The following is a 19,002-nucleotide window of genomic DNA, read 5'->3' on the forward strand; positions in this document are numbered from 1 at the left end:
CTTTGGTTCCGGACGCAAAGCGCAGCAAATACTCCATGCCCGCATGCTTTGAAAGAAACCATGCAGGCTAACAATACGGATGGCCTGACGTCGATCCCGCACATTCACGCCCGGTTTTATTCAGTTGCCTGCTTGTATCTTTTTAACTTCAGTCGTGTCTTGCCTTCTTTCTTATTCGGGGACTTGGAGCGATCTAGTGTAGTGTCCCGCAAAAAACTTCAAATAAGTGATCGCACTTTTGCGGCATCCGATAGCCATTTGATTTCCAATATTAAATAAAGATATCTGCAGGACACCACACTAGGAGTTACTTAAAACCGCTGGAGCTTTCAGGCAGCCTTCTTCCTGCTTAGCAAACGTGCCAATTCCTTCGCTGTCTGCTCCACTGTCTTGCCTGATGTATTGATCTTCGCATGGGCCAGGTCATAGAGCTCCCCACGTGCCTCGAGGGCATAGTGAATATTCTCCATTGCTTCCTTTTGCAGCTGCGGACTCGCGATACGTGCATCGTGCTGCGCCATGACGCGGGCAAAATGCTCTTCCGGTTCAGCCTTCAACCAGATGTTATAAAAGGAATGCAGCAGCAGTTCATAGGTGGATGCGGCCGCGACGATACCGCCGCCGGTTGCCAGTACGACTTGCGGATAGGTCGCGATCACGCGCTCCAGGCAGCGGCGCTCGAGCCGGCGATAACCGGCCTGCCCGTACAGCCAGAAAATTTCTTTTATATTGACGCCGGCTTCCGCCTCGATTTCGCGATTAAGTTCGACAAAGGGAACGTCCAGCTGCCTGGCCAGCAAGGGCCCTAGCGTCGACTTTCCGGCGCCCCTCAAACCAATCAAGGCAATCCGCATCGGCGCCATGGAAGGATCGGCACGCTTGCTTGTGTAATCGGCAAGCCATTGTCGAATCTCGCTCAATTGCTCATGCGATTGTCGCTTGAGCAATTCGACGATCAACGCGTAGTCTGCCCCATAGCGTTCATTGTCGGACAACAGATTCTCAAGCGGCAGATTGAGCGCCGTGGCGAGCTTGTGAAGCACGGCGATGGATATATTGCCGTCCCCTTTTTCCACTCGCGACAGATAAGGCAGCGAAATACCTGACTCCATGGCGAGCTGCTTCATCGTCATCGCCCGGGCAGCCCTGGCGGAGCGCACCCGCTGTCCAAGGCGCATGGAAAGCGCACTGCTTACGGCATCGCCAGGATTTGTCATTTCAGCCTGCCCTTGAGTCGTTTTACGTCGGACCCCAGATGCTTTTCCGGTAGCGGATGGCTTTACTGCGGGCCAGTCGGCAGGCTCGTTTTTTTTCCTCGGCATGAAGGAATTCCTTTAACTCTACACATAAACGGCAGCATTATCTCAAAGCGTGCTTCGGCATTTCGTGTTGAGGACCGCAGATTGACCACATGCATCATAGCCATATCTCTAAAGGCAGATTACCTGTGCGTCCGGTGTGATCGCGTATAGCCTTTCGACCAGATGCGCTCGATTCTTCAACACCGCTGCCTGATTGATATAACCCTTGTCGGTAATCTCGCTACCATCGACCGCAGGTGGTTCCGTCATCAGCAAGGCACGCTGCGCAAAGGTCGACGTACCACTGCCCGTCCTGCGCAGTTCGTCCATGGCGAGCTTCACATGATTGCGTACCGCTTCATGGTTCAGTGCGTCGGCGAACGCTCCGTCCGCGGGAAGTCCCGCCAGCTGTTTGCAGGCCGCGGCATTTGGGAATATCAGCAGGGAAACGCTATCGCGGTCATGCCCAGCGACGACGATATCCTGCGCCACCGGCGCAAGCTTCTCGATGGCCTTCATTCGCAAGGTGCCGACGCTGACCCAGGTGCCGGTGCTGAGCTTAAAATCTTCAGCGACCCGGCCATCGAATACCAGCCCAAGATGCGGTTGCTCCGGATCGGCAAAGCGCACTGCGTCGCCGATCAGGTAAAAGCCTTCTTCATCGAATGCCTTGGCGCTGATGTCCGGCTGCTTGTAGTAACCGGGTGTGACGATCGGTCCTTTGACGCGTACCTCCAGCTTGTCTCCGTTCGGCAGCAACTTGAGCGAAACACCGGGAATCGGCAGCCCGATGACACCGGAACGTTCAGCCTGGTAATGACAGTCGGTGGCAAGCGGCGAAGTTTCGGTCGAGCCCCAAGCCGTCACCATGGGCAAGGCGTGGCCGAGCTCCTGTCGGGAGAGTTCGATCAGCGCATCCCACAAATGCTGAGGTAACGCTGCAGCAGCATAGAAAATGACTTGAAGTCTTGAGAAGAATGCCTTTCGCAATGCGGCGTCGCTACGCAGGGCCGGCACCAGCATGTCGAAACCGCGCGGCACATTCAGGTAAAGCGTCGGTGCAACGTCACGCAGATTCTGAATGCTGACGTCGAACATTCCCGGCATGGGCTTTCCACCGTCGATATAGAGTGTGCCACCGTGCATCAGAACAAGATTGAAATTGTGATTGCTGCCAAACGTGTGATTCCATGGCAGCCAGTCCAGCAGCACTGGCGGCGTCTCTTTCAGGAAAGGCCACAGCTGTGTCTTGCCTTGCTGGCTGGCACACAGCATGCGTTGCGTGTTGATGACTCCCTTTGGCTCGCTGGTCGATCCCGAGGTAAACAGGATTTTTGCCACGGTGTCGCCGTCGATCCGCGCAAAAGCCTCGGCGACGCGGTCTGCATCGAGTGACTCCAGCAAAGAACAAAACGATACCCCGCCTTCGGGCGGCGCCGTACTCGCTGATGTGACAAGCGTGGCTTGGTGCAGATCCTTGATCGCTTCAAGCGGTGCGGAAAATTTTTCGCTGTCCGAGATGTAAATCACGCTGGGATCAAGCCGCGCAATCAAGCTTTTCAGCTTTGCGTGATCTCTGGATACAAGCGAATAGGCGGGTGATATTGCCGAATACGGGACGCCGATATGCATGCAGGCAAGCATCAGCAGTCCGTGCTCAACGCTGTTATCCGACAGTACAACGACGGGATGTTCGGCTGTCACTCCATGACCTAACAGCCACGTCCCGATGCGGCGTACTTTTTCCAATGCCTCGGCATACGTCACACCCACCCATCGGCCTTCCCGGTCTCGCTCAAGCAGAAACGGACGACCTGGCTCACGAGCCGCCCACTTCTCCAGGTACATGCCGATACAGCGTTCATGTTTCTCGAGCGGGATTGGCGAAGTCAGGAGAATAGCGCCGTCCTCACGACGCTCGACAAGCATCTGCGGCTCGGCAAAGAGCGCAGTGCCTGCAATGGTTGCATTCATGATTGCCTCGCTGTTATTTGTCGCTGAGCAGTTTCCAGTCGCCCTGCTCTACCCGCACCAGGGCACGCGCGCGGTCATCATGACCGAAATGGTCACTGGCCTTCATGTTGAAGACGCCGTGCGTACCGACCACTTCCTTGCCTGTTTCAAGGGCGTCGCGCAGCGCTTGCCTGAATTCGGGTGTGCCTGGCTTGGCTTTTTTCATCGCGGTCGTCACAGCGGCGGCAAACACCAGATAGGCGTCATACATATGCGCACCGAAGGACGATAACGATCCCGCTCCATATTTTTCCTCGTACTGGCGGCTGTAGTCCATGCCGACCTTTTTCGACGGATGACTGTCCGGCAGTTGAGCTGCGACGACCACTGGACCCGCTGGCAGGATGGTGCCGTCCACCGCTTTGCCGCCGACACGAATGTATTCCTTGGTTGCGGTGCCGTGAGTCTGATAGATCTGGCCTTTGTAACCACGCTCGAGGATGCTGAGTTGGGGCAGCGCGGAAGGTGTGCCGGACGCGGCGACCAGGATGGCATCGGGCTTGGCCGAAGCAAGCTTGACTGCCTGCCCGGTAACGCTGGTGTCGGTCCGGTTGAAGCGTTCGACGGTAGTCACCTTGATGCCGACTGCCTCTGCTGCCTTGGTCATTTCCTTGAGCCAGCTTTCGCCGTAGCCGTCGCTATAACCAATGAAGCCAAGGGTCTTGACCTTGTTGGCCTGCATATGCTCTGCGAGCGCCTTTGCCATCACGGAATTGTGCTGTGGCGTACGGAAAACCCAAGTGTTCTTGTCGCCGGCCAATTCAATCGGCGAAAGGGAGATCTGCGGCGTTTTGGTTTCATTGGCGACTTCGACGATCGCCATGGCTGGCGGCACCGAAGAAGAACCAATGATGATGTCGACATTGTTTTCGCTGACCAGCTTGCGGGCATTCTTGCTGGCCATGGTGGCATCCGTGCCGTCGTCAAGGACAATGTAATTGACCTTCTCGCCAGCGATGGTTGTGGGAAGCAGCGCCACGGTGTTTTTTTCGGGAATGCCCAGCGCTGCGCCTGGACCGGTTGCACAGATAGAAATGCCGACATTGATATCGGCCATTGCCGGGGCGGCGATTCCGACGAATACAAGCGCTGCCGTCACTGCGGTTACCTTGAACTTGTTGCTCATGTCTCCTCCTACGATAGTGGTTGGATGGGCAGCCGCTTGTTTTGGTCGTCGCGTTTTGTGCCGCTGCGAGACAAATATACTATAGCTAATTTATGAGAAAAACCTATTTCATAGTATATTTTTTCGCCTTGGCCGTTCGGGCTCGATTCCTTGTGCCACCGCAAAACTACACCGGTATGTCAGGTGGAAATAGACTCGGGGCTGCATACCAGAATGCAGATCTACGAACATGCAGAGCGACGATTGCTATCGGAAGAGTTAGCACAAAAATCGATGAGCGATGCAGGTATGCGCATAAGGACCAGAAGATGAAAAAAAGGACCCTGAGGGTCCTTTTTACTTACGTTTAATGGTGCGCAAATTCAGTGGCGTACTGCGTATTCGTATTCAATAGGTTTCGACATGGAAGCGTCCTTCCCTGACCATCCTGTCGAGCAGTGCCTTCCAGTCCAGTCCTTCGGCCGTGCACACGTCCTGCAACGCATCCATCACCCCGATCTCCATGCCCTTCAGCCCGCAGATGTAAATGTAGGTGTCGCCCTTCAGCAACTCCGCCACCTTTGCCCCGGCCGCACGGATCTTGTCCTGCACATACGTCTTCGGCTGCCCCTCGACCCGCGAGAACGCAAAGTGCTTGTCGATGAAGTGCTCCGGCAATTTCAGCAGCGGCCCGAAATACGGCAATTCCTGCGCATTGCGCGCACCGAAGAACAGCATCAGCTTGCCGCCCAGCTTGCCGCCCGCCGCTTCCAGCCGCCGCCGGTGCTCGGTCATCGCCCGCATCGGTGCCGACCCTGTGCCGGTGCAGATCATCAGGATGTTCGAGCCCGCATGGTTGGGCATCAGGTAATTGACCCCGAACGGGCCGGTCACCTGCACCGTGGCGCCCTTGGGCAAGTCGCACAGGTAGTTCGAAGCCACCCCCACCGTCGGCCTGCCCGCATGGTCCTCGACCACTCGCTTGACGGTCAGCGACAAGTTGTTGTAGCCCTCGCGCTCACCGCTCCTCGGACTGGCCACCGAGTACATGCGCAGGTAATGCGGCTTGCCGTAGGCATCTGTCCCTGGCGGAATGATGCCGATCGACTGCCCTTCGAGAATCGGGAACACCTGGGTGCCGAAGTCGAGCACGATATGGTGGATATCGCTTTGCACCGCGGGGTCGGTCAGCCGGTAGTTGCCGGCCACGGTGGCGGTGATCGGGTTTTTCAACGTGTACAGGTTGACATACGGATGCGCCGCCGACCACGGCGGTGTCGACGAGGTGGTCGAGGTGGCCGCATTGACCTGCACTTCCTCGCTGGCGGCTTCGGCCGCATTGTCGCTGGCGGCCTGGTCGAGCACACCGGCGTCGAGGTCCTGCGGCGGCGGCAGTTCATCCCAGCTCAACTGCTCTTCGATGGTGTAGGCCGAGGCCTTCGGCACCAGGTGCCAGTGGTCGATGGAGCCGGTCGGGCACGGCGAGATGCAGGCGCCGCAGGCATTGCAGACATCGGCCTTGACCACGTAGTTGCGGCTGTCGTGGGTGATCGCATCGACCGGGCAGGTTTCTTCGCAGGTGTTGCAGCGGATGCAGACCTCGGGGTCGATCAGGTGCTGGCGGATGATGGCGATCGGTTCGGGGGCGTTCATGGTGGTTGACTCAGGTAGGGGATGAGATTACCGCTTCGTTCCGATGGATCGGATGAGTTCACAACGTGCTTCGTCAGGTCCTCTCTTCTCCGTCAGGTTCCCTCCCCCTTCTAGGGGGAGGGTTAGGGTGGGGGTGGACAGGTCGATTGTCCTGCTGCGCTGGCTCGACCGTATCACCCCCATCCCAACCTTCCCCCTAACAGGGGGAAGGAGCCGTCCGGCGATGCATGATGCTTAACAGGCGCATTAGATATGACAGGTGCTATTGCTGGAATTCATCTTCATCTGATGTCTTTCTGAACAGTTACACCACACTTACTCAATTAAACCGCACATACTCAAACTCGATCGGCTGCCGGTTGATCCCCACCGGCGGCGGCGCAATCCAGTTGGCCATCTTGCCCGGCTCGATCACCCGGCCCATCAGCGATGCCACATACGCCCGGTCCTCTTCACTGGGCAGCCAGTTGCGCACATTGGCCGCCCACTCGGCTTCCGAAATCACCCGCCCGTCCGGCGACACCTTGTGTCCGGCAAAGCTGCCGATATGCCGGTTGAACGCCTTGTGCGGCGCCTGCAGCCGGAACGCCAGCCCCGCCTTGTCGATGATGCGGTTCCAGCGCCCAATGCCGGCGATCGAATCGCGGATGTAGTCATCACGCAGTACTTCATTGAGCGCATTGAGCATCGGCACTTCCTTCTCCACCATGCGCTCGCCCTGGATCTCCAGGATGCGGTACTGGTGGCTCTTCAATACATGATCGTCATCGCGCTTGGTTTCTTCATAGCGGCCCTTGAGGCCGGAACTGTAAAAGGTCGCCGCATTCGACGACTGGTCGGCCCCGAACAAATCGACCGTCACGCTGAAATGGAAGTTCAGGTAGCGCTGGATGGTCGGCAAATCGATCACCCCATGCTTGCGCACTTCATTGGGGTCGTCGATCTTGTGCTGCTTCATGATGTCGACGGTACGCTGGATCACCCGTGAAATGCCCGATTCGCCAACAAACATGTGATGCGCTTCTTCGGTGAGCATGAAGCGGCAGGTGCGCGACAAGGGGTCGAATCCCGATTCGGCCAGCGCATTCAACTGGAACTTGCCGTCGCGATCGGTGAAGTAGGTGAACATGTAAAACGCCAGCCAGTCCGGGGTTTCCTCATTGAATGCCTCGAGGATACGCGGATTGTCCTGGTTGCCGGAATTGCGCTGCAGCAGCGCTTCGGCTTCCTCGCGTCCATCGCGCCCGAAATACTTGTGCAGCAAGTACACCATCGCCCACAGGTGGCGGCCCTCTTCGACGTTGATCTGGAACAGGTTGCGCATGTCGTACTGCGATGGGGCGGTCAAGCCGAGATGGCGCTGCTGCTCGACTGACGCCGGTTCGGTGTCGCCCTGGGTGACGATGATGCGGCGCAGGTTGGCACGGTGTTCACCGGGCACATCCTGCCAGGCGGCACTCCCCTTGTTCTCGCCGAAATTGACCTGTCGTCCCTCTTCCTGCTGCGCCAGGAAGATGCCCCAGCGGTAATCGGGCATCTTGACATGGCCGAAATGGGCCCAGCCTTCGGGCGTCACATTGATCGCGGTGCGCAGGTAGACATCGAAGTTGCTCGAGCCGTCGGGCCCCATGTCCTGCCACCATTGCAGGTAGTTGGGCTGCCAGTGCTCGAGCGCACGCTGCAGGGTCTTGTCTTCGGACAGGTTGACGTTGTTGGGAATCTTGTCGCTGTAGTTAATCGTGCTCACGGGGAATCCTTGATGGGGGGCGTATCGATGTCGTTAGACGCGGTTCAGATCAAACTGGGCCTTGCTGCCGGAGCCATAGACTTTTAAGGCGCCCAGTTCACCGACTGCATTGGGGCGGATGAAGATCCAGTTCTGCCAGGCGGTCAGGCGGCCAAAGATGCGCGTTTCCATGGTTTCGCGACCGTTGAAGCGCAGGTTCGCTTCCATCCCGGTCAGCGCATCGGGCGACATGCTGGCACGCTCTTCGAGCGCCAGGCGGGTTTCGTCCGGCCAGTCGAGGTCGTCCGGGTTCATGGTGATCAGGCCCAGCGCCATGGCTGCATCGGCATCGAGCAGCTGGCCCCGGCGCTCGCGCACGGCGGCCATCGCCGCTTCATCGCCATAGAAGCGGCGGGCGAGGCGCGACTCGCCGCTGACCATCGGATAGGTGCCGAAGTTGAGCTGGCTTATTGCGATCTTGGGGGTCTTCACGGGGTCGTCGGGCAAGGCCAGCATGTAGCTGCGGTCGGCCGCCAGCGCCACTTCGAGCAGGGTGCCGGCAAAGCACGAGTCTTCGTCGATGAAGGCAAACAGCGAGCGCGACGTCACGTCCAGCCGCGCCAAGGTGCGGCGCAGGTAACCGACCGTTTCGCGCACCAGCCAGTGGTCCTGGTGGGCCAGCAGGCTGGCATCGACGTCGAGCACGGCTTGCGGGTCCCCGGCCGACTTGAGTATCCAGGTGCCGATCTCGAGTTCATTGGTGCGCAAATGCAAGATCGCATCGTCGAGTTCACGCGCAAACTGCAATGGCCACCAGCGCACCCCGGCTGCTTCCATGCCGGCCACGTCGGCCGGCTGCGCCGCGGTCGGGGCCTTGACCGTGACGGTCGCGGTACGGTTGGCGCGGTCGATGGCCACATCGACAAATTCATAGGCAACACCGTTGTCGGAGAGCTGGCGCTGCAGGGGAGTCAGCTTGACGCCGGTGGCCTGGTCGGGCCGGCTGCTCTTGTCGGCGAGTGCCAGCGCATGCCGGCGCACGGTATCGGCAAACTGCGCCGGTTTGGCCACTTCGTCGACCAGTTTCCAGTCCTTGGCCCGCTGGCCGCGCACGCCTTCGGAGGTGGTGCAAAAGAGGTCGGCATGGTCGTGGCGCACCTTGCGCTTGTCGGTCAGGCGGGTCAGGCCACCGGTGCCGGGCAATACACCGAGCAGCGGCACTTCCGGCAAACTGACCGACGACGAGCGGTCATCGACCAGGATGATTTCGTCGCAGGCGGCCGCCAATTCATAGCCGCCGCCGGCACAGGCGCCGTTGACGGCGGCGACGAACTTCAACCCGCCATGGCGGCTGGAGTCTTCCAGGCCATTGCGGGTTTCATTCGTGAACTTGCAGAAGTTGACTTTCCACGCATGCGACGACTTGCCGAGCATAAAGATATTGGCGCCGGAACAGAAGATGCGGTCGCGGCTGCTTGTGATGACGACGGTCTTGACGGTCGGGTGTTCGAAGCGGATGCGCTGGACGGCGTCGTAGAGTTCGATATCGACGCCAAGGTCATAGGAATTGAGCTTGAGCTTGTAGCCGTCCCGGATGCCGCCGTCCTCGTTGACATTCATGGTGAGGGTGGCAATCGGGCCGTCGACGGCCAGCGTCCAGTGCCGGTACTGGTCGGGCGAGGTGGCGTAGTGGATCGGGGGTGCGGTGCGCATGGGCTCCTCGGTGAAATATGATGCATTCGACTGATATGAAACGCACTATATTGCCGACATACCCCAATGTCAAGATGTAAACTGCATTAATTTTCAAACCTTTGAGCAGAATTTGCGGACAAGAAATGACTACGCGGTTTGGGTTGGCTTTTAACGTCAATACACTTGGCCGTCGCGGTCAAAGGATAGGTATGAAGAATTGGCATGCTGATCCTGAAAACGGTTCAGCAAGTAAAGGCAGTAATAAAGCTCCGTCGTAGGACGGCTTGGATTGCCAAAAGATCGCACCAGAGAATTTTGCCGTCGAGCGATTGGAACGGCTCGCGGAAACAATTTAGCTGTCTGATGCTGACTCTCTAGTGCGGTTGAATCACTTCCCGCAACTGGTCCATGAGGCCAAAGAAAGCAGTCTCCTGCGTCATCTCACTGGTATTGAAAGTCTGATCCGCCTTGGAGTAAAACGCAGCCCGGCTTTCCAGAATGCTTTTCAAGTCTTCCATCGCTTCCCGGTTGCCCGACATCGGGCGAGTATCGCCCTGGGCAAGAACGCGCTCCATATGGTCTTTCGGCGACGCCTGCAACCATACGGTATAGCAATGGGAAAGGAGAAGATTGAAGGTCGCCGGATCGGACACGATACCGCCGGGCGTTGCAATCACGGCGCGTGGAAAGCGCTGGATGATGTCTTCCAGTGCCCGATATTCATAACGGCGATATGCACTGGGGCCGTAGAGGGCATGGATCTCGGCGACACTGCAACCCGCCACGGTTTCCACATGGCGACTCAATTCAATGAAGGGCACCATCCATTGATCGGCAAGCATCCGCCCGAGGCTCGACTTACCGGCGCCTCTCAAGCCAATCAGTGCCACCCTTTGCCTGCGGGCCGTTTCACTGGTGGGTGCATCAAAAATGCCGGCCAGCGTAGAGCGTGCCTTGGCGAGTTCTTCATCAGAACGACCACGCAGGATTTCGCGGATCATCAGCCATTCCGGCGAAGTCGCGGTCTCGTCACCGATCATTTCGGCAAGGGTGCAATTTAAAACTGTGGTGAGTTGTCGCAGAAACTGGATCGTGGCATTGCCGACACCAGACTCGACGTTGGCAAGATGGCGCTCCGACACGTTGGCGAGTCTGGCAAGGGCCTTTCGGGTAAAGCCGCGACGGGAGCGTAATGCGCGCAGGCGTTCGCCTAATGCAACCAGGAAAGGGTCCTTTTCCTCTTCAAGGTTTTCCGCTAATACATTTTGCGCAGTCATGCGAACTCGATTCTCCGGGGTTAAACGCAGTCTATATGCCAGCGCGGATTATCTCAAAAAACTAATGCATGTGGCGCCGAGTCAAATGAAATATAGTTACGGATAGCGCTTGACACATGCAAGATAGTACACCTAAACTCGCCGCAGAAGCATTAAAAATCCAATTCACTACACTAATGCACTGTAGTGCATCGAAGCGAGGTAAGTCATGGACGTCACACGTTTTCAAAGCCTCATCAGTCAACTCACCGAAGAAATCGCTTCGGTTCCCCTGGATTCCTCCCTCGAATCGCATTTAAATGCTCAGCATGGGGCTGGTACGTATCTGTATGATCAACTCTTTGAAGCCTGCAAAGTGGGCGTCCGCGATGGCTGGCTTTGCAATCGCGAAGCAGATGGCATTCGCTACGGGCGCGTATTGAAGGCCACGGAAGCCACCCATGGCTTCAGCGTCGACGTGGTGGAAATGGAAGACATCGCCGGTCCGCACCATTTCCACCCCAATGGTGAAATCGACTTGATCATGCCGCTGACCGCCGGTGCAAGCTTCGATGGGCATCCTGCTGGCTGGTGTGTTTATGAACCAGGCAGCGCACATCGTCCGACAGTCGCCAAAGGCCGTGCACTGGTGCTCTATCTGCTGCCGGAAGGCGCGATCAAGTTCACGGCGGCCGCTGCGTGACCGCGTCGTCTCGCTTACCGATCGTGAATCTGACCTGCAAAATACCGATGCCCTCTTCTCTCGATGAGCCCTGTGGCTTCCCTCATGCCGTCTGGAAGAGCGCATGCACGGCGCCTGCTTCTGCCGCCTGCCGGGAATATCGGGCCTTCATTACAAACTTCAGCGAACGCATTACAGCGTTCTTCCATTCATTCAGGTTCTACCGGATATGGCTGGCGACAGACAATGGACAAGGCTGATAAACAACAAGAAACAGCGCAAACACGACAGAACAAGAGCGACGTACACGTCGCCTGAACAAAGTATTCAATTCAACCGCGAGTCGTAGCACAGCGGGATATGGAGAGACGAAATGAATCAGCCAACGACGGTGCTGCCCCAGCGTTTCAATTTTGCGCGGCACATTCTTGAAATCAATGCCGGACGTGCGGACAAGATTGCGTATATCGATGACAAGGATACGATGACGTATGGCGAACTTGACCAGCGCGTAAAACGCTTCGCCGCTGGCCTGCTCGCCAGCGGCATCCATCCCGAGGAACGCATTCTTCTGGTAATGCAAGACACCAACGACATGCCGGTTGCCTTCCTCGGCGCCCTGTTTGCCGGAATCATCCCAGTGCCGGTCAACACCTTGCTCCCGGCAGACGACTATGCTTACATGATCGAGCATAGCGGAGCCAAAGCCGTACTGGTATCCCAGACTTTACTTTCCTGTGTCAAGGAGGCGCTCGGCAAGACGGACGCACAGCCTGAGATGATTGTTTGCGCACCTGCGCTGACCACAGAACCCGCCAATAACAGCGAAGGTCTGCGCACCATCGCCGATCTGCTGGCATCCGAGCCACTTCCTGCGACCGCCGCGGCCAACACGCATGGTGATGATTTCGCATTCTGGCTTTATTCCTCCGGGTCGACTGGGCGTCCGAAAGGCACCGTGCATTCCCATGCCAACCTGTTCTGGACGGCGGAACTATATGGCAAGCCGATTCTTGGCATCAAGACGGACGACGTCGTCTTTTCGGCTGCCAAGCTGTTCTTCGCCTATGGCCTCGGCAATGGCTTGACCTTCCCGCTGAGCGTGGGCGCCACCGTCATCCTGATGGCGGAGCGGCCGACACCAACAGCGGTGTTCAAGCGCCTGACCGAACATAAGCCGACGATCTTTTATGGGGTGCCGACCCTGTATGTCGCCATGCTCGCATCGGATGAATTGCCCACCAGGGAAGATGTCGCGCTGCGCGTGTGCACCTCCGCAGGCGAAGCCTTGCCACGCGAAGTCGGTGAAAAATTCCGTAACCGTTTTGGCTGCGACATCCTCGACGGCATCGGTTCGACAGAAATGCTGCATATCTTCCTGTCCAATCGCATCGGCAACGTACGTTACGGAACGACGGGTCAGCCAGTTCCGGGGTATGACGTCGAACTGCGCGATGAAAAAGGCCAGGCGGTATCGATCGGCGAGATCGGCGATCTGTACATCCGTGGTCCCAGTGCAGCCCTGCTGTACTGGTGTAACCGTGAGAAGAGCCGCACCACGTTTATCGGCGACTGGCTCAAGAGCGGCGATAAATATGTCGTGGACGCCGACGGTTATTATTCGTACTCCGGTCGCAGTGACGACATGCTGAAAGTCAGCGGACAATACGTTTCCCCCGTCGAAATTGAAAACGTCATGATTGAACATCCTGCCGTCCTTGAATGCGCCGTAGTCGGCAAGACCGGCAGCGATGGGCTCGTCAAGACCGTCGCCTACGTGGTGCTTGGCAAAGGCCAATCCGAAACGCCAGCGCTAGCCGAAGAGCTCAAGAGCTTTGTCAAAGGCAAACTCGCACCCCACAAATATCCACGCGAAGTCATCTTTGTCCAGGAGTTGCCGAAGACTGCAACAGGGAAAATCCAGCGCTTTAAATTGCGTGCGCTGCAGGAGCAGACGGTATGACAGTCATGCTGCATGAACCACGAACCGAGTTTGTCAATTTGGCCTGGCGCGACAAGCCACTGCGCTTGGAGTACCAGTGGGTCGGCGCGGTCAAATCCGCGTATCCGGTGGTGGTTTTCCTGCATGAAGGCTTGGGGTCGATCGCTTTGTGGAAGGACTATCCGCAACGTTTCTGTGAGGCCAACGGCTTTACCGGCCTCGTATTCTCACGCTACGGCTATGGCCATTCGACGCCGCGACCGCATGACGAGCGCTGGCCGGTGAGTTTCATGCATGCGCAGGCGGATGAAGTGCTGCCGATGTTTTTTGCTGCGCTCGGCCTGGATAAGCCATGGCTGTTCGGCCATAGCGACGGTGGCTCGATTTCCTTGCTGCACGCAGCGCATTTTCCCGATTCGGTCAGCGGCATTGCCGTAGTCGCCCCCCATATCTTTGTGGAAGAGGTAAGCATCACCAGCATCGAGCAGGCGCGCGAAACCTACCTGTCCACCGACTTCCAGAGCAAGCTCGGGCGATATCACGCCGATGCCGACTCCGCGTTCTGGGGCTGGAATAATATCTGGCTCGACCCTGCCTTCCGCTCATGGAACATCGAAAACGAGTTGCACAATATTACTTGCCCTGTCATAGCCGTGCAGGGTGAAGATGACGAATATGGTACGCTAGAACAGATCCGTGGCATACAACGAAAGGCACCGCAAACCCGACTCGTCGTCCTGCCCCGATGCGGCCATTCGCCGCATCGCGATCAACCTGAAGCGCTCACCAAAGAAGTCGCAGAATTCATCCAAAGTAATACGTCGGTAATACCTGAACGTCATCATAAACAAGGAGACAAGCCGTGAAGAATTCCATCAAGCCAGCCATTACCCTCAGTCTGGCCGCAGCGGTCGCCGGCATCTTTGCCGCGGCTCCCGTCGCAGCGCAGAGCCAGGCACCGATCAAGGTCGGCTTCATGCTACCGGCCACCGGCACCTACGCCAATCTCGGCAACATGATCGAGAACGGCTTCAAGATGTACGTGAATGAACAAGGAGGAAAACTGGGCGGGCGCGAAATCCAGTACTTCAAGGTCGATGATGAATCCGACCCGGCAAAAGCGACCGACAACGTCAACAAGCTGATCAAGCGTGATCAGGTTGATGTGGTGGTCGGCACAGTCCACTCCGGCGTGGCGCTCGCGATGGCGAAAGTCGCGCGTGAAACCAAGACCTTGCTGATCGTCCCGAACGCCGGCGCCGACGTGATTACCGGCGCGATGTGCGCGCCGAATATTTTCCGTACCTCCTTTACCAACTGGCAGCCGGCATACGCGATGGGCAAGGTTGCGGCTGACCGTGGTCACAAGAAAATCATGACCATTACCTGGAATTACGCGGCAGGTAATGAGTCGGTCAAGGGCTTCCAGGAAGGCTTTGAAAAGGCTGGCGGCAAGGTGACCGAGAGCCTGACGTTGCCATTCCCCAATGTCGAATACCAGGCTTTGCTCACGCAGATTGCATCGCAGAAACCAGATGCCGTGTATGCATTCTTCGCCGGTGGCGGTGCGGTCAAGTTCGTGAAGGACTATGTCGCTGCAGGTCTGAACAAAACCATCCCGCTGTACGGCCCGGGCTTCCTGACCGACGGCACTCTGGAAGCACAGGGTGAGGCTGCGCAAGGAATGATCACCACCCTGCACTATGCGGACAACCTGAACACACCGCGTGACAACGCCTTCCGTCTCAACTTTGCCAAGGCTTACAAGGCGAATGCGGATGTTTATGCGGTACAAGGTTACGACGCGGCGCAGCTGCTGGCCACCGGACTGAAGTCGGTCAACGGTGATTTCAGCAAGCGCGACCAGATGCTGAAGGCAATGGGTAGCGCAACGATCGACAGTCCGCGCGGCAAGTTCACCCTGTCACCCGCGCACAATCCTATCCAGGATATCTACCTGCGCGAGGTCAAGGGCATCAACAACGAAGTCAAGGGCGTGGCCATCAAGGCACTGGCAGATCCGGCCCGCGGTTGCAAGCAGTCCTGAGCTGTGACATCTTAGTACGGCGCCGCCCGCCATAGCGTGGCGGCGCTCTTCCCTTCTTCATGCAAAGATCGTCATGGACATTTCCACCTTCCTGGTGCAGTGCCTCAATTCCATCCAGTACGGATTGCTGCTTTTCCTGGTCGCCAGCGGCCTGACGCTGATCTTCGGCATCATGGGCGTGATCAACCTTGCCCACGGCAGTTTCTATATGATCGGTGCGTATCTGGCGTTTTCGATCGCGCCGTTTTTCGGCGATCAGTTCATTGTCATGCTGCTCGCCGGTGTTGCCTTGTCGGCGCTGTTCGGATTCATCCTTGAATGGGTTTTCTTCAGCTACCTGTACCAGCGCGATCACCTGCAGCAGGTGTTGATGACTTATGCGTTGATCCTGGTATTTGAAGAATTGCGCAGCATGCTGATTGGCAATGATGTGCACGGCGTAAAAGCGCCTGAATGGCTGTCAGGCGGCGTGGCGCTCGGTGACGTGATGACCTATCCCGTTTACAACCTGTTTGCGTCGGCAGCCTGCATCGTCGTGGCTATCGGCCTGTATCTGGTGGTCAACCGCACGCGTCTCGGCATGATGATCCGGGCCGGAGCCAGTAACCGCGATATGGTACGTGGCCTGGGTATCAACATTCGCCTGCTCTATCGCATCGTTTTCGCCGCCGGCGTGGCGCTCGCCGCGCTGGCCGGGATGATTGCGGCGCCGATGACTTCGGTGTATCCCGGCATGGGCGGGCATGTTCTTATCGTTTGCTTCGTGGTCGTCGTGATCGGCGGGATTGGCTCCATTTCCGGCGCGCTGATGGCGTCCCTACTGGTCGGTTTCGTCGACACGTTTGGCAAGGTATTCTTCGCCCAGTTGAGCGGTATCGGCATCTACGTGCTGATGGCCATCATCCTGGTCTGGCGTCCGGAAGGCCTCAGGAGCAAAGGATACTAAGTCATGGGCACTAGCACTACGATTGTCGCAACAAACCGGGTACTGCCGGCCGACACACCGCGTTTCGGATGGCTCGCGCCGTTGGCATTCCTGGTCATCCTGGCGGCCCTGCCGATGTTCCTCTCCTCGTATTTCCAGGACCTGGCGGCCAAGATCATCATCTATGCGATTCTCGCGCTCAGTCTGGAACTACTGGTAGGAACAACAGGCCTGGTGAGCCTTGGCCATGCTGCCTTCTTCGGCATTGCTGCCTATGTGACGGGTCTGGCATCGCCGGAAACCGAAGCAGGGTCCATTCTGATTCTGCTGCCTCTTGCGATGCTGGCGGCCGGCGCCTATGCGCTGGTTGTCGGTGCGCTCAGCCTGCGCACCAAGGGTGTGTATTTCATCATGGTAACCCTGGCCTTTGCACAGATGGCCTATTACGTTTTCCATGACACCGGCATTGGGGGCGGCAGCGACGGCATGTATATCACCTTGCGCCCGGCCCTGACACTTGGCTCGACGACACTGATCGACCTGGACAATTCACGGCATTTGTATTTCATGGCGCTGGGTGCACTGGTATTTACCTTTGCCCTGCTCGCTCTGGTCCAGCGTTCTCGTTTTGGCCATGCCCTTGCCGGGATTCGCATCAACGAGCAGCGCATGCGCGCAGCAGGCTTCCAGACCTATTGGTACAAACTCGCGGCCTTCGTCCTTGCCGGTACGCTGGCCGGGCTGGCCGGTTTCCTGATGGGTACCAAGAACGGCGTGGTCAATCCGGAAATGCTGTCCTGGCATGAATCCGGTGCGGTTTTGCTGATGATTATTCTTGGCGGCCTTGGCTCGTTGCGCGGCGCCGTGATTGGCGCCATCGCGTTCGTACTGTTGAAAGAGTTCTATTCATCGGAAGCGATATTCGGCGAGTTCGCCGCGCGCTGGCAATTGACGCTGGGCCTGACCATGATTTTCTTTGTTGCGCTGCTTCCCAAGGGCTTGATTGGACTCGCTTCCCTTCGCTATGGCAAGCGAGTGGATAAAAGCAGGATGAGCAGCAGCATTCAGGCGGGAGCAGAAAAATGATGGCCCAGGCAAGCGACGCACCATTGCTGGTAGCAAGTGGACTCACCAGGCGATTCGGCGGTCTCAAGGCCGTCAATAATGTCTCGGTTGACCTGCACGTAGGGGAAGTCCATGCGGTGATCGGCACTAACGGTGCGGGCAAGTCAACGCTGATCAACATGCTATCCGGCGAGATTCCGGTGTCGAGCGGGACGATCATGCTCAAGGGCGCGGACGTCACGCATCTGCCGCAGCCGAAGCGTGCGCGGTCAGGCATTGGGCGCAGCTATCAACGCACCACGATTTTTCCTTCTTTTACTGTGCTGGAAAACTGCAGGCTGGCGGCTCAGGCGGCACGGCAGCGCCCCTGGGCACTGTGGGAATCCGCAGCGCAGTGCAAGGACACGGTCGCCGCCGCACGTCGCGCACTGGATGATGCCGGCCTTTCGGATGCTGCACATCTTACGGCAGGCAGCATGAGTCACGGCAAGAAACGGCAATTGGAGATCGCCATGTGCCTGGCAACGGCGCCGCAAGTATTACTGCTCGACGAACCGCTGGCGGGTATGGGTGCCGAAGAAACGGAACGCATGCTCGCGCTGCTGGAAAACCTGAAACGCGGACACGCCGTTCTGCTTGTCGAACATGACATGGATGCGGTGTTCCGTGTCGCGGACCGGATCACGGTGATGGTGAACGGCGAGGTCATCGCTAGTGACGTGCCGGCTGCCATACGCAGCAACGCCGATGTGCAAGTCGCTTATTTGGGCAACCACTAATACCATCTATTCCCCATAACGCAACATGGAATCGCGTCGGGGGTGAGGGTGGGTATAACTTATCGGGACAGCTGTGCTTCAGATTACATCACTCAATACCTACTACGGTGACAGTCACATTCTGCATGGTGTGGACCTGCACATACCTCGCGGCAAAGCGGTCGGCCTGCTCGGACGTAACGGTATGGGGAAGACAACCCTGATCCGTTCGCTGATGGGTTATGTCCCTGCCGCGAGCGGAAAAGTGTCATGGCAAGGCAAGCCGGTCGGCGGACAGCCACCAGAGAAAATGGCACGCCTCGGGATTGGCTATGTACCTGAAGGACGCGGCATTTTTCCCAACCTGTCCGTACGAGAAAACCTGCTCATGAGTGCCCGTGCCGGCCCCGATGGCCGGAACGACTGGACCTATGAACGCGTACTCGAAACCTTCCCGCGCCTCAAGGAGCGTCTTGACCATGGTGGGCAGCAACTTTCCGGCGGCGAGCAGCAGATGTTGTCGATCGGTCGTGCACTGATGACCAACCCGGATCTGATGATTCTTGATGAAGCAACCGAGGGGCTGGCGCCACTGATCGTACAGGAAATATGGAAAGTGATTTCCACCATCCGCGAGACCGGCATCAGCACGTTGATCGTCGATCGCAATTATCGTGCGGTGCTCGAACACACTGATTCGGCAGTCCTGCTGGAAAAGGGCAAGATCGTTTTGCAAGGGGAGTCGAGCGAGCTCATGCAGTCTCCTGAACTGCTAATGAAATATCTTGGCGTATGACGGTGACTTTGGTCGTTCAGTGCCGAACCACCTTGTCA

The 19,002-nt window shown here is 57.6% G+C and carries 15 protein-coding genes; 8 read left to right on the top strand and 7 right to left on the bottom strand.

Annotated features, from left to right (window positions below; all coding sequences use genetic code 11):
• Positions 1-329 precede the first annotated feature (329 nt).
• The 7 genes from ACFQUU_RS15670 to ACFQUU_RS15700 all read right to left on the bottom strand — a co-directional run bounded on the left by ACFQUU_RS15670 (position 330) and on the right by ACFQUU_RS15700 (position 10,770).
• On the bottom strand, positions 330-1,322 hold the full coding sequence (locus tag ACFQUU_RS15670; protein ID WP_382248730.1) for a helix-turn-helix transcriptional regulator: 993 nt from the start codon (positions 1,320-1,322) through the stop codon (positions 330-332).
• Between the two features lie 108 nt (positions 1,323-1,430).
• On the bottom strand, positions 1,431-3,275 hold the full coding sequence (locus ACFQUU_RS15675) for a feruloyl-CoA synthase (protein ID WP_382248732.1): 1,845 nt from the start codon (positions 3,273-3,275) through the stop codon (positions 1,431-1,433).
• Between the two features lie 13 nt (positions 3,276-3,288).
• A complete protein-coding gene (locus tag ACFQUU_RS15680; RefSeq protein ID WP_382248734.1) occupies positions 3,289-4,440 on the bottom strand; it encodes an ABC transporter substrate-binding protein in 1,152 nt (383 codons plus the stop codon).
• Between the two features lie 387 nt (positions 4,441-4,827).
• Positions 4,828-6,072, bottom strand: a complete 1,245-nt coding sequence (boxA, locus tag ACFQUU_RS15685; protein ID WP_382248736.1) for a benzoyl-CoA 2,3-epoxidase subunit BoxA — start codon at positions 6,070-6,072, stop codon at positions 4,828-4,830.
• 319 nt (positions 6,073-6,391) lie between these two features.
• Positions 6,392-7,819: a benzoyl-CoA 2,3-epoxidase subunit BoxB gene (gene boxB, locus ACFQUU_RS15690; RefSeq protein ID WP_382248738.1), complete on the bottom strand. Its 1,428-nt coding sequence runs from the start codon at positions 7,817-7,819 to the stop codon at positions 6,392-6,394.
• Positions 7,820-7,852: 33 nt separating this feature from the next.
• Positions 7,853-9,511, bottom strand: coding sequence for a 2,3-epoxybenzoyl-CoA dihydrolase (boxC, locus tag ACFQUU_RS15695; protein ID WP_382248740.1), 1,659 nt, complete (start codon positions 9,509-9,511; stop codon positions 7,853-7,855).
• A gap of 356 nt (positions 9,512-9,867) precedes the next feature.
• Positions 9,868-10,770, bottom strand: coding sequence for a helix-turn-helix transcriptional regulator (locus ACFQUU_RS15700; protein ID WP_057294041.1), 903 nt, complete (start codon positions 10,768-10,770; stop codon positions 9,868-9,870).
• A 208-nt stretch (positions 10,771-10,978) separates the two neighbouring features.
• On the opposite strand from ACFQUU_RS15700, the gene ACFQUU_RS15705 reads away from it, so the two are divergent.
• From ACFQUU_RS15705 to ACFQUU_RS15740, 8 genes are all read left to right on the top strand, one after another.
• Positions 10,979-11,452 carry a DUF4863 family protein gene (locus ACFQUU_RS15705; RefSeq protein ID WP_382248742.1) on the top strand — a complete coding sequence of 158 codons (474 nt, stop codon included), beginning with the start codon at positions 10,979-10,981 and terminating at the stop codon, positions 11,450-11,452.
• Positions 11,453-11,804: 352 nt separating this feature from the next.
• The gene (locus ACFQUU_RS15710) at positions 11,805-13,394 is read left to right on the top strand and encodes a benzoate-CoA ligase family protein (RefSeq protein ID WP_382248744.1); all 1,590 of its coding nucleotides are present in this window, start codon (positions 11,805-11,807) and stop codon (positions 13,392-13,394) included.
• Positions 13,391-14,239, top strand: coding sequence for an alpha/beta fold hydrolase (locus ACFQUU_RS15715; RefSeq protein WP_382248746.1), 849 nt, complete (start codon positions 13,391-13,393; stop codon positions 14,237-14,239). Before ACFQUU_RS15710 ends, ACFQUU_RS15715 begins: the two co-directional genes overlap by 4 nt.
• On the top strand, positions 14,236-15,420 hold the full coding sequence (locus ACFQUU_RS15720) for an ABC transporter substrate-binding protein (protein ID WP_382248748.1): 1,185 nt from the start codon (positions 14,236-14,238) through the stop codon (positions 15,418-15,420). Before ACFQUU_RS15715 ends, ACFQUU_RS15720 begins: the two co-directional genes overlap by 4 nt.
• A gap of 73 nt (positions 15,421-15,493) precedes the next feature.
• Positions 15,494-16,366: a branched-chain amino acid ABC transporter permease gene (locus ACFQUU_RS15725; protein ID WP_382248750.1), complete on the top strand. Its 873-nt coding sequence runs from the start codon at positions 15,494-15,496 to the stop codon at positions 16,364-16,366.
• A gap of 114 nt (positions 16,367-16,480) precedes the next feature.
• The gene (locus ACFQUU_RS15730; RefSeq protein ID WP_382248870.1) at positions 16,481-17,431 is read left to right on the top strand and encodes a branched-chain amino acid ABC transporter permease; all 951 of its coding nucleotides are present in this window, start codon (positions 16,481-16,483) and stop codon (positions 17,429-17,431) included.
• Positions 17,431-18,189: an ABC transporter ATP-binding protein gene (locus ACFQUU_RS15735; protein WP_382248872.1), complete on the top strand. Its 759-nt coding sequence runs from the start codon at positions 17,431-17,433 to the stop codon at positions 18,187-18,189. Before ACFQUU_RS15730 ends, ACFQUU_RS15735 begins: the two co-directional genes overlap by 1 nt.
• 73 nt (positions 18,190-18,262) lie before the next feature.
• Positions 18,263-18,964 (top strand): ABC transporter ATP-binding protein, encoded by a 702-nt coding sequence (locus ACFQUU_RS15740; RefSeq protein WP_382248752.1) that lies wholly within the window; start codon positions 18,263-18,265, stop codon positions 18,962-18,964.
• Positions 18,965-19,002 lie beyond the last annotated feature (38 nt).

Origin of the sequence: Herbaspirillum sp. GCM10030257 (genome assembly GCF_042666555.1) — a bacterium.
Classification (GTDB): domain Bacteria; phylum Pseudomonadota; class Gammaproteobacteria; order Burkholderiales; family Burkholderiaceae_D; genus Noviherbaspirillum.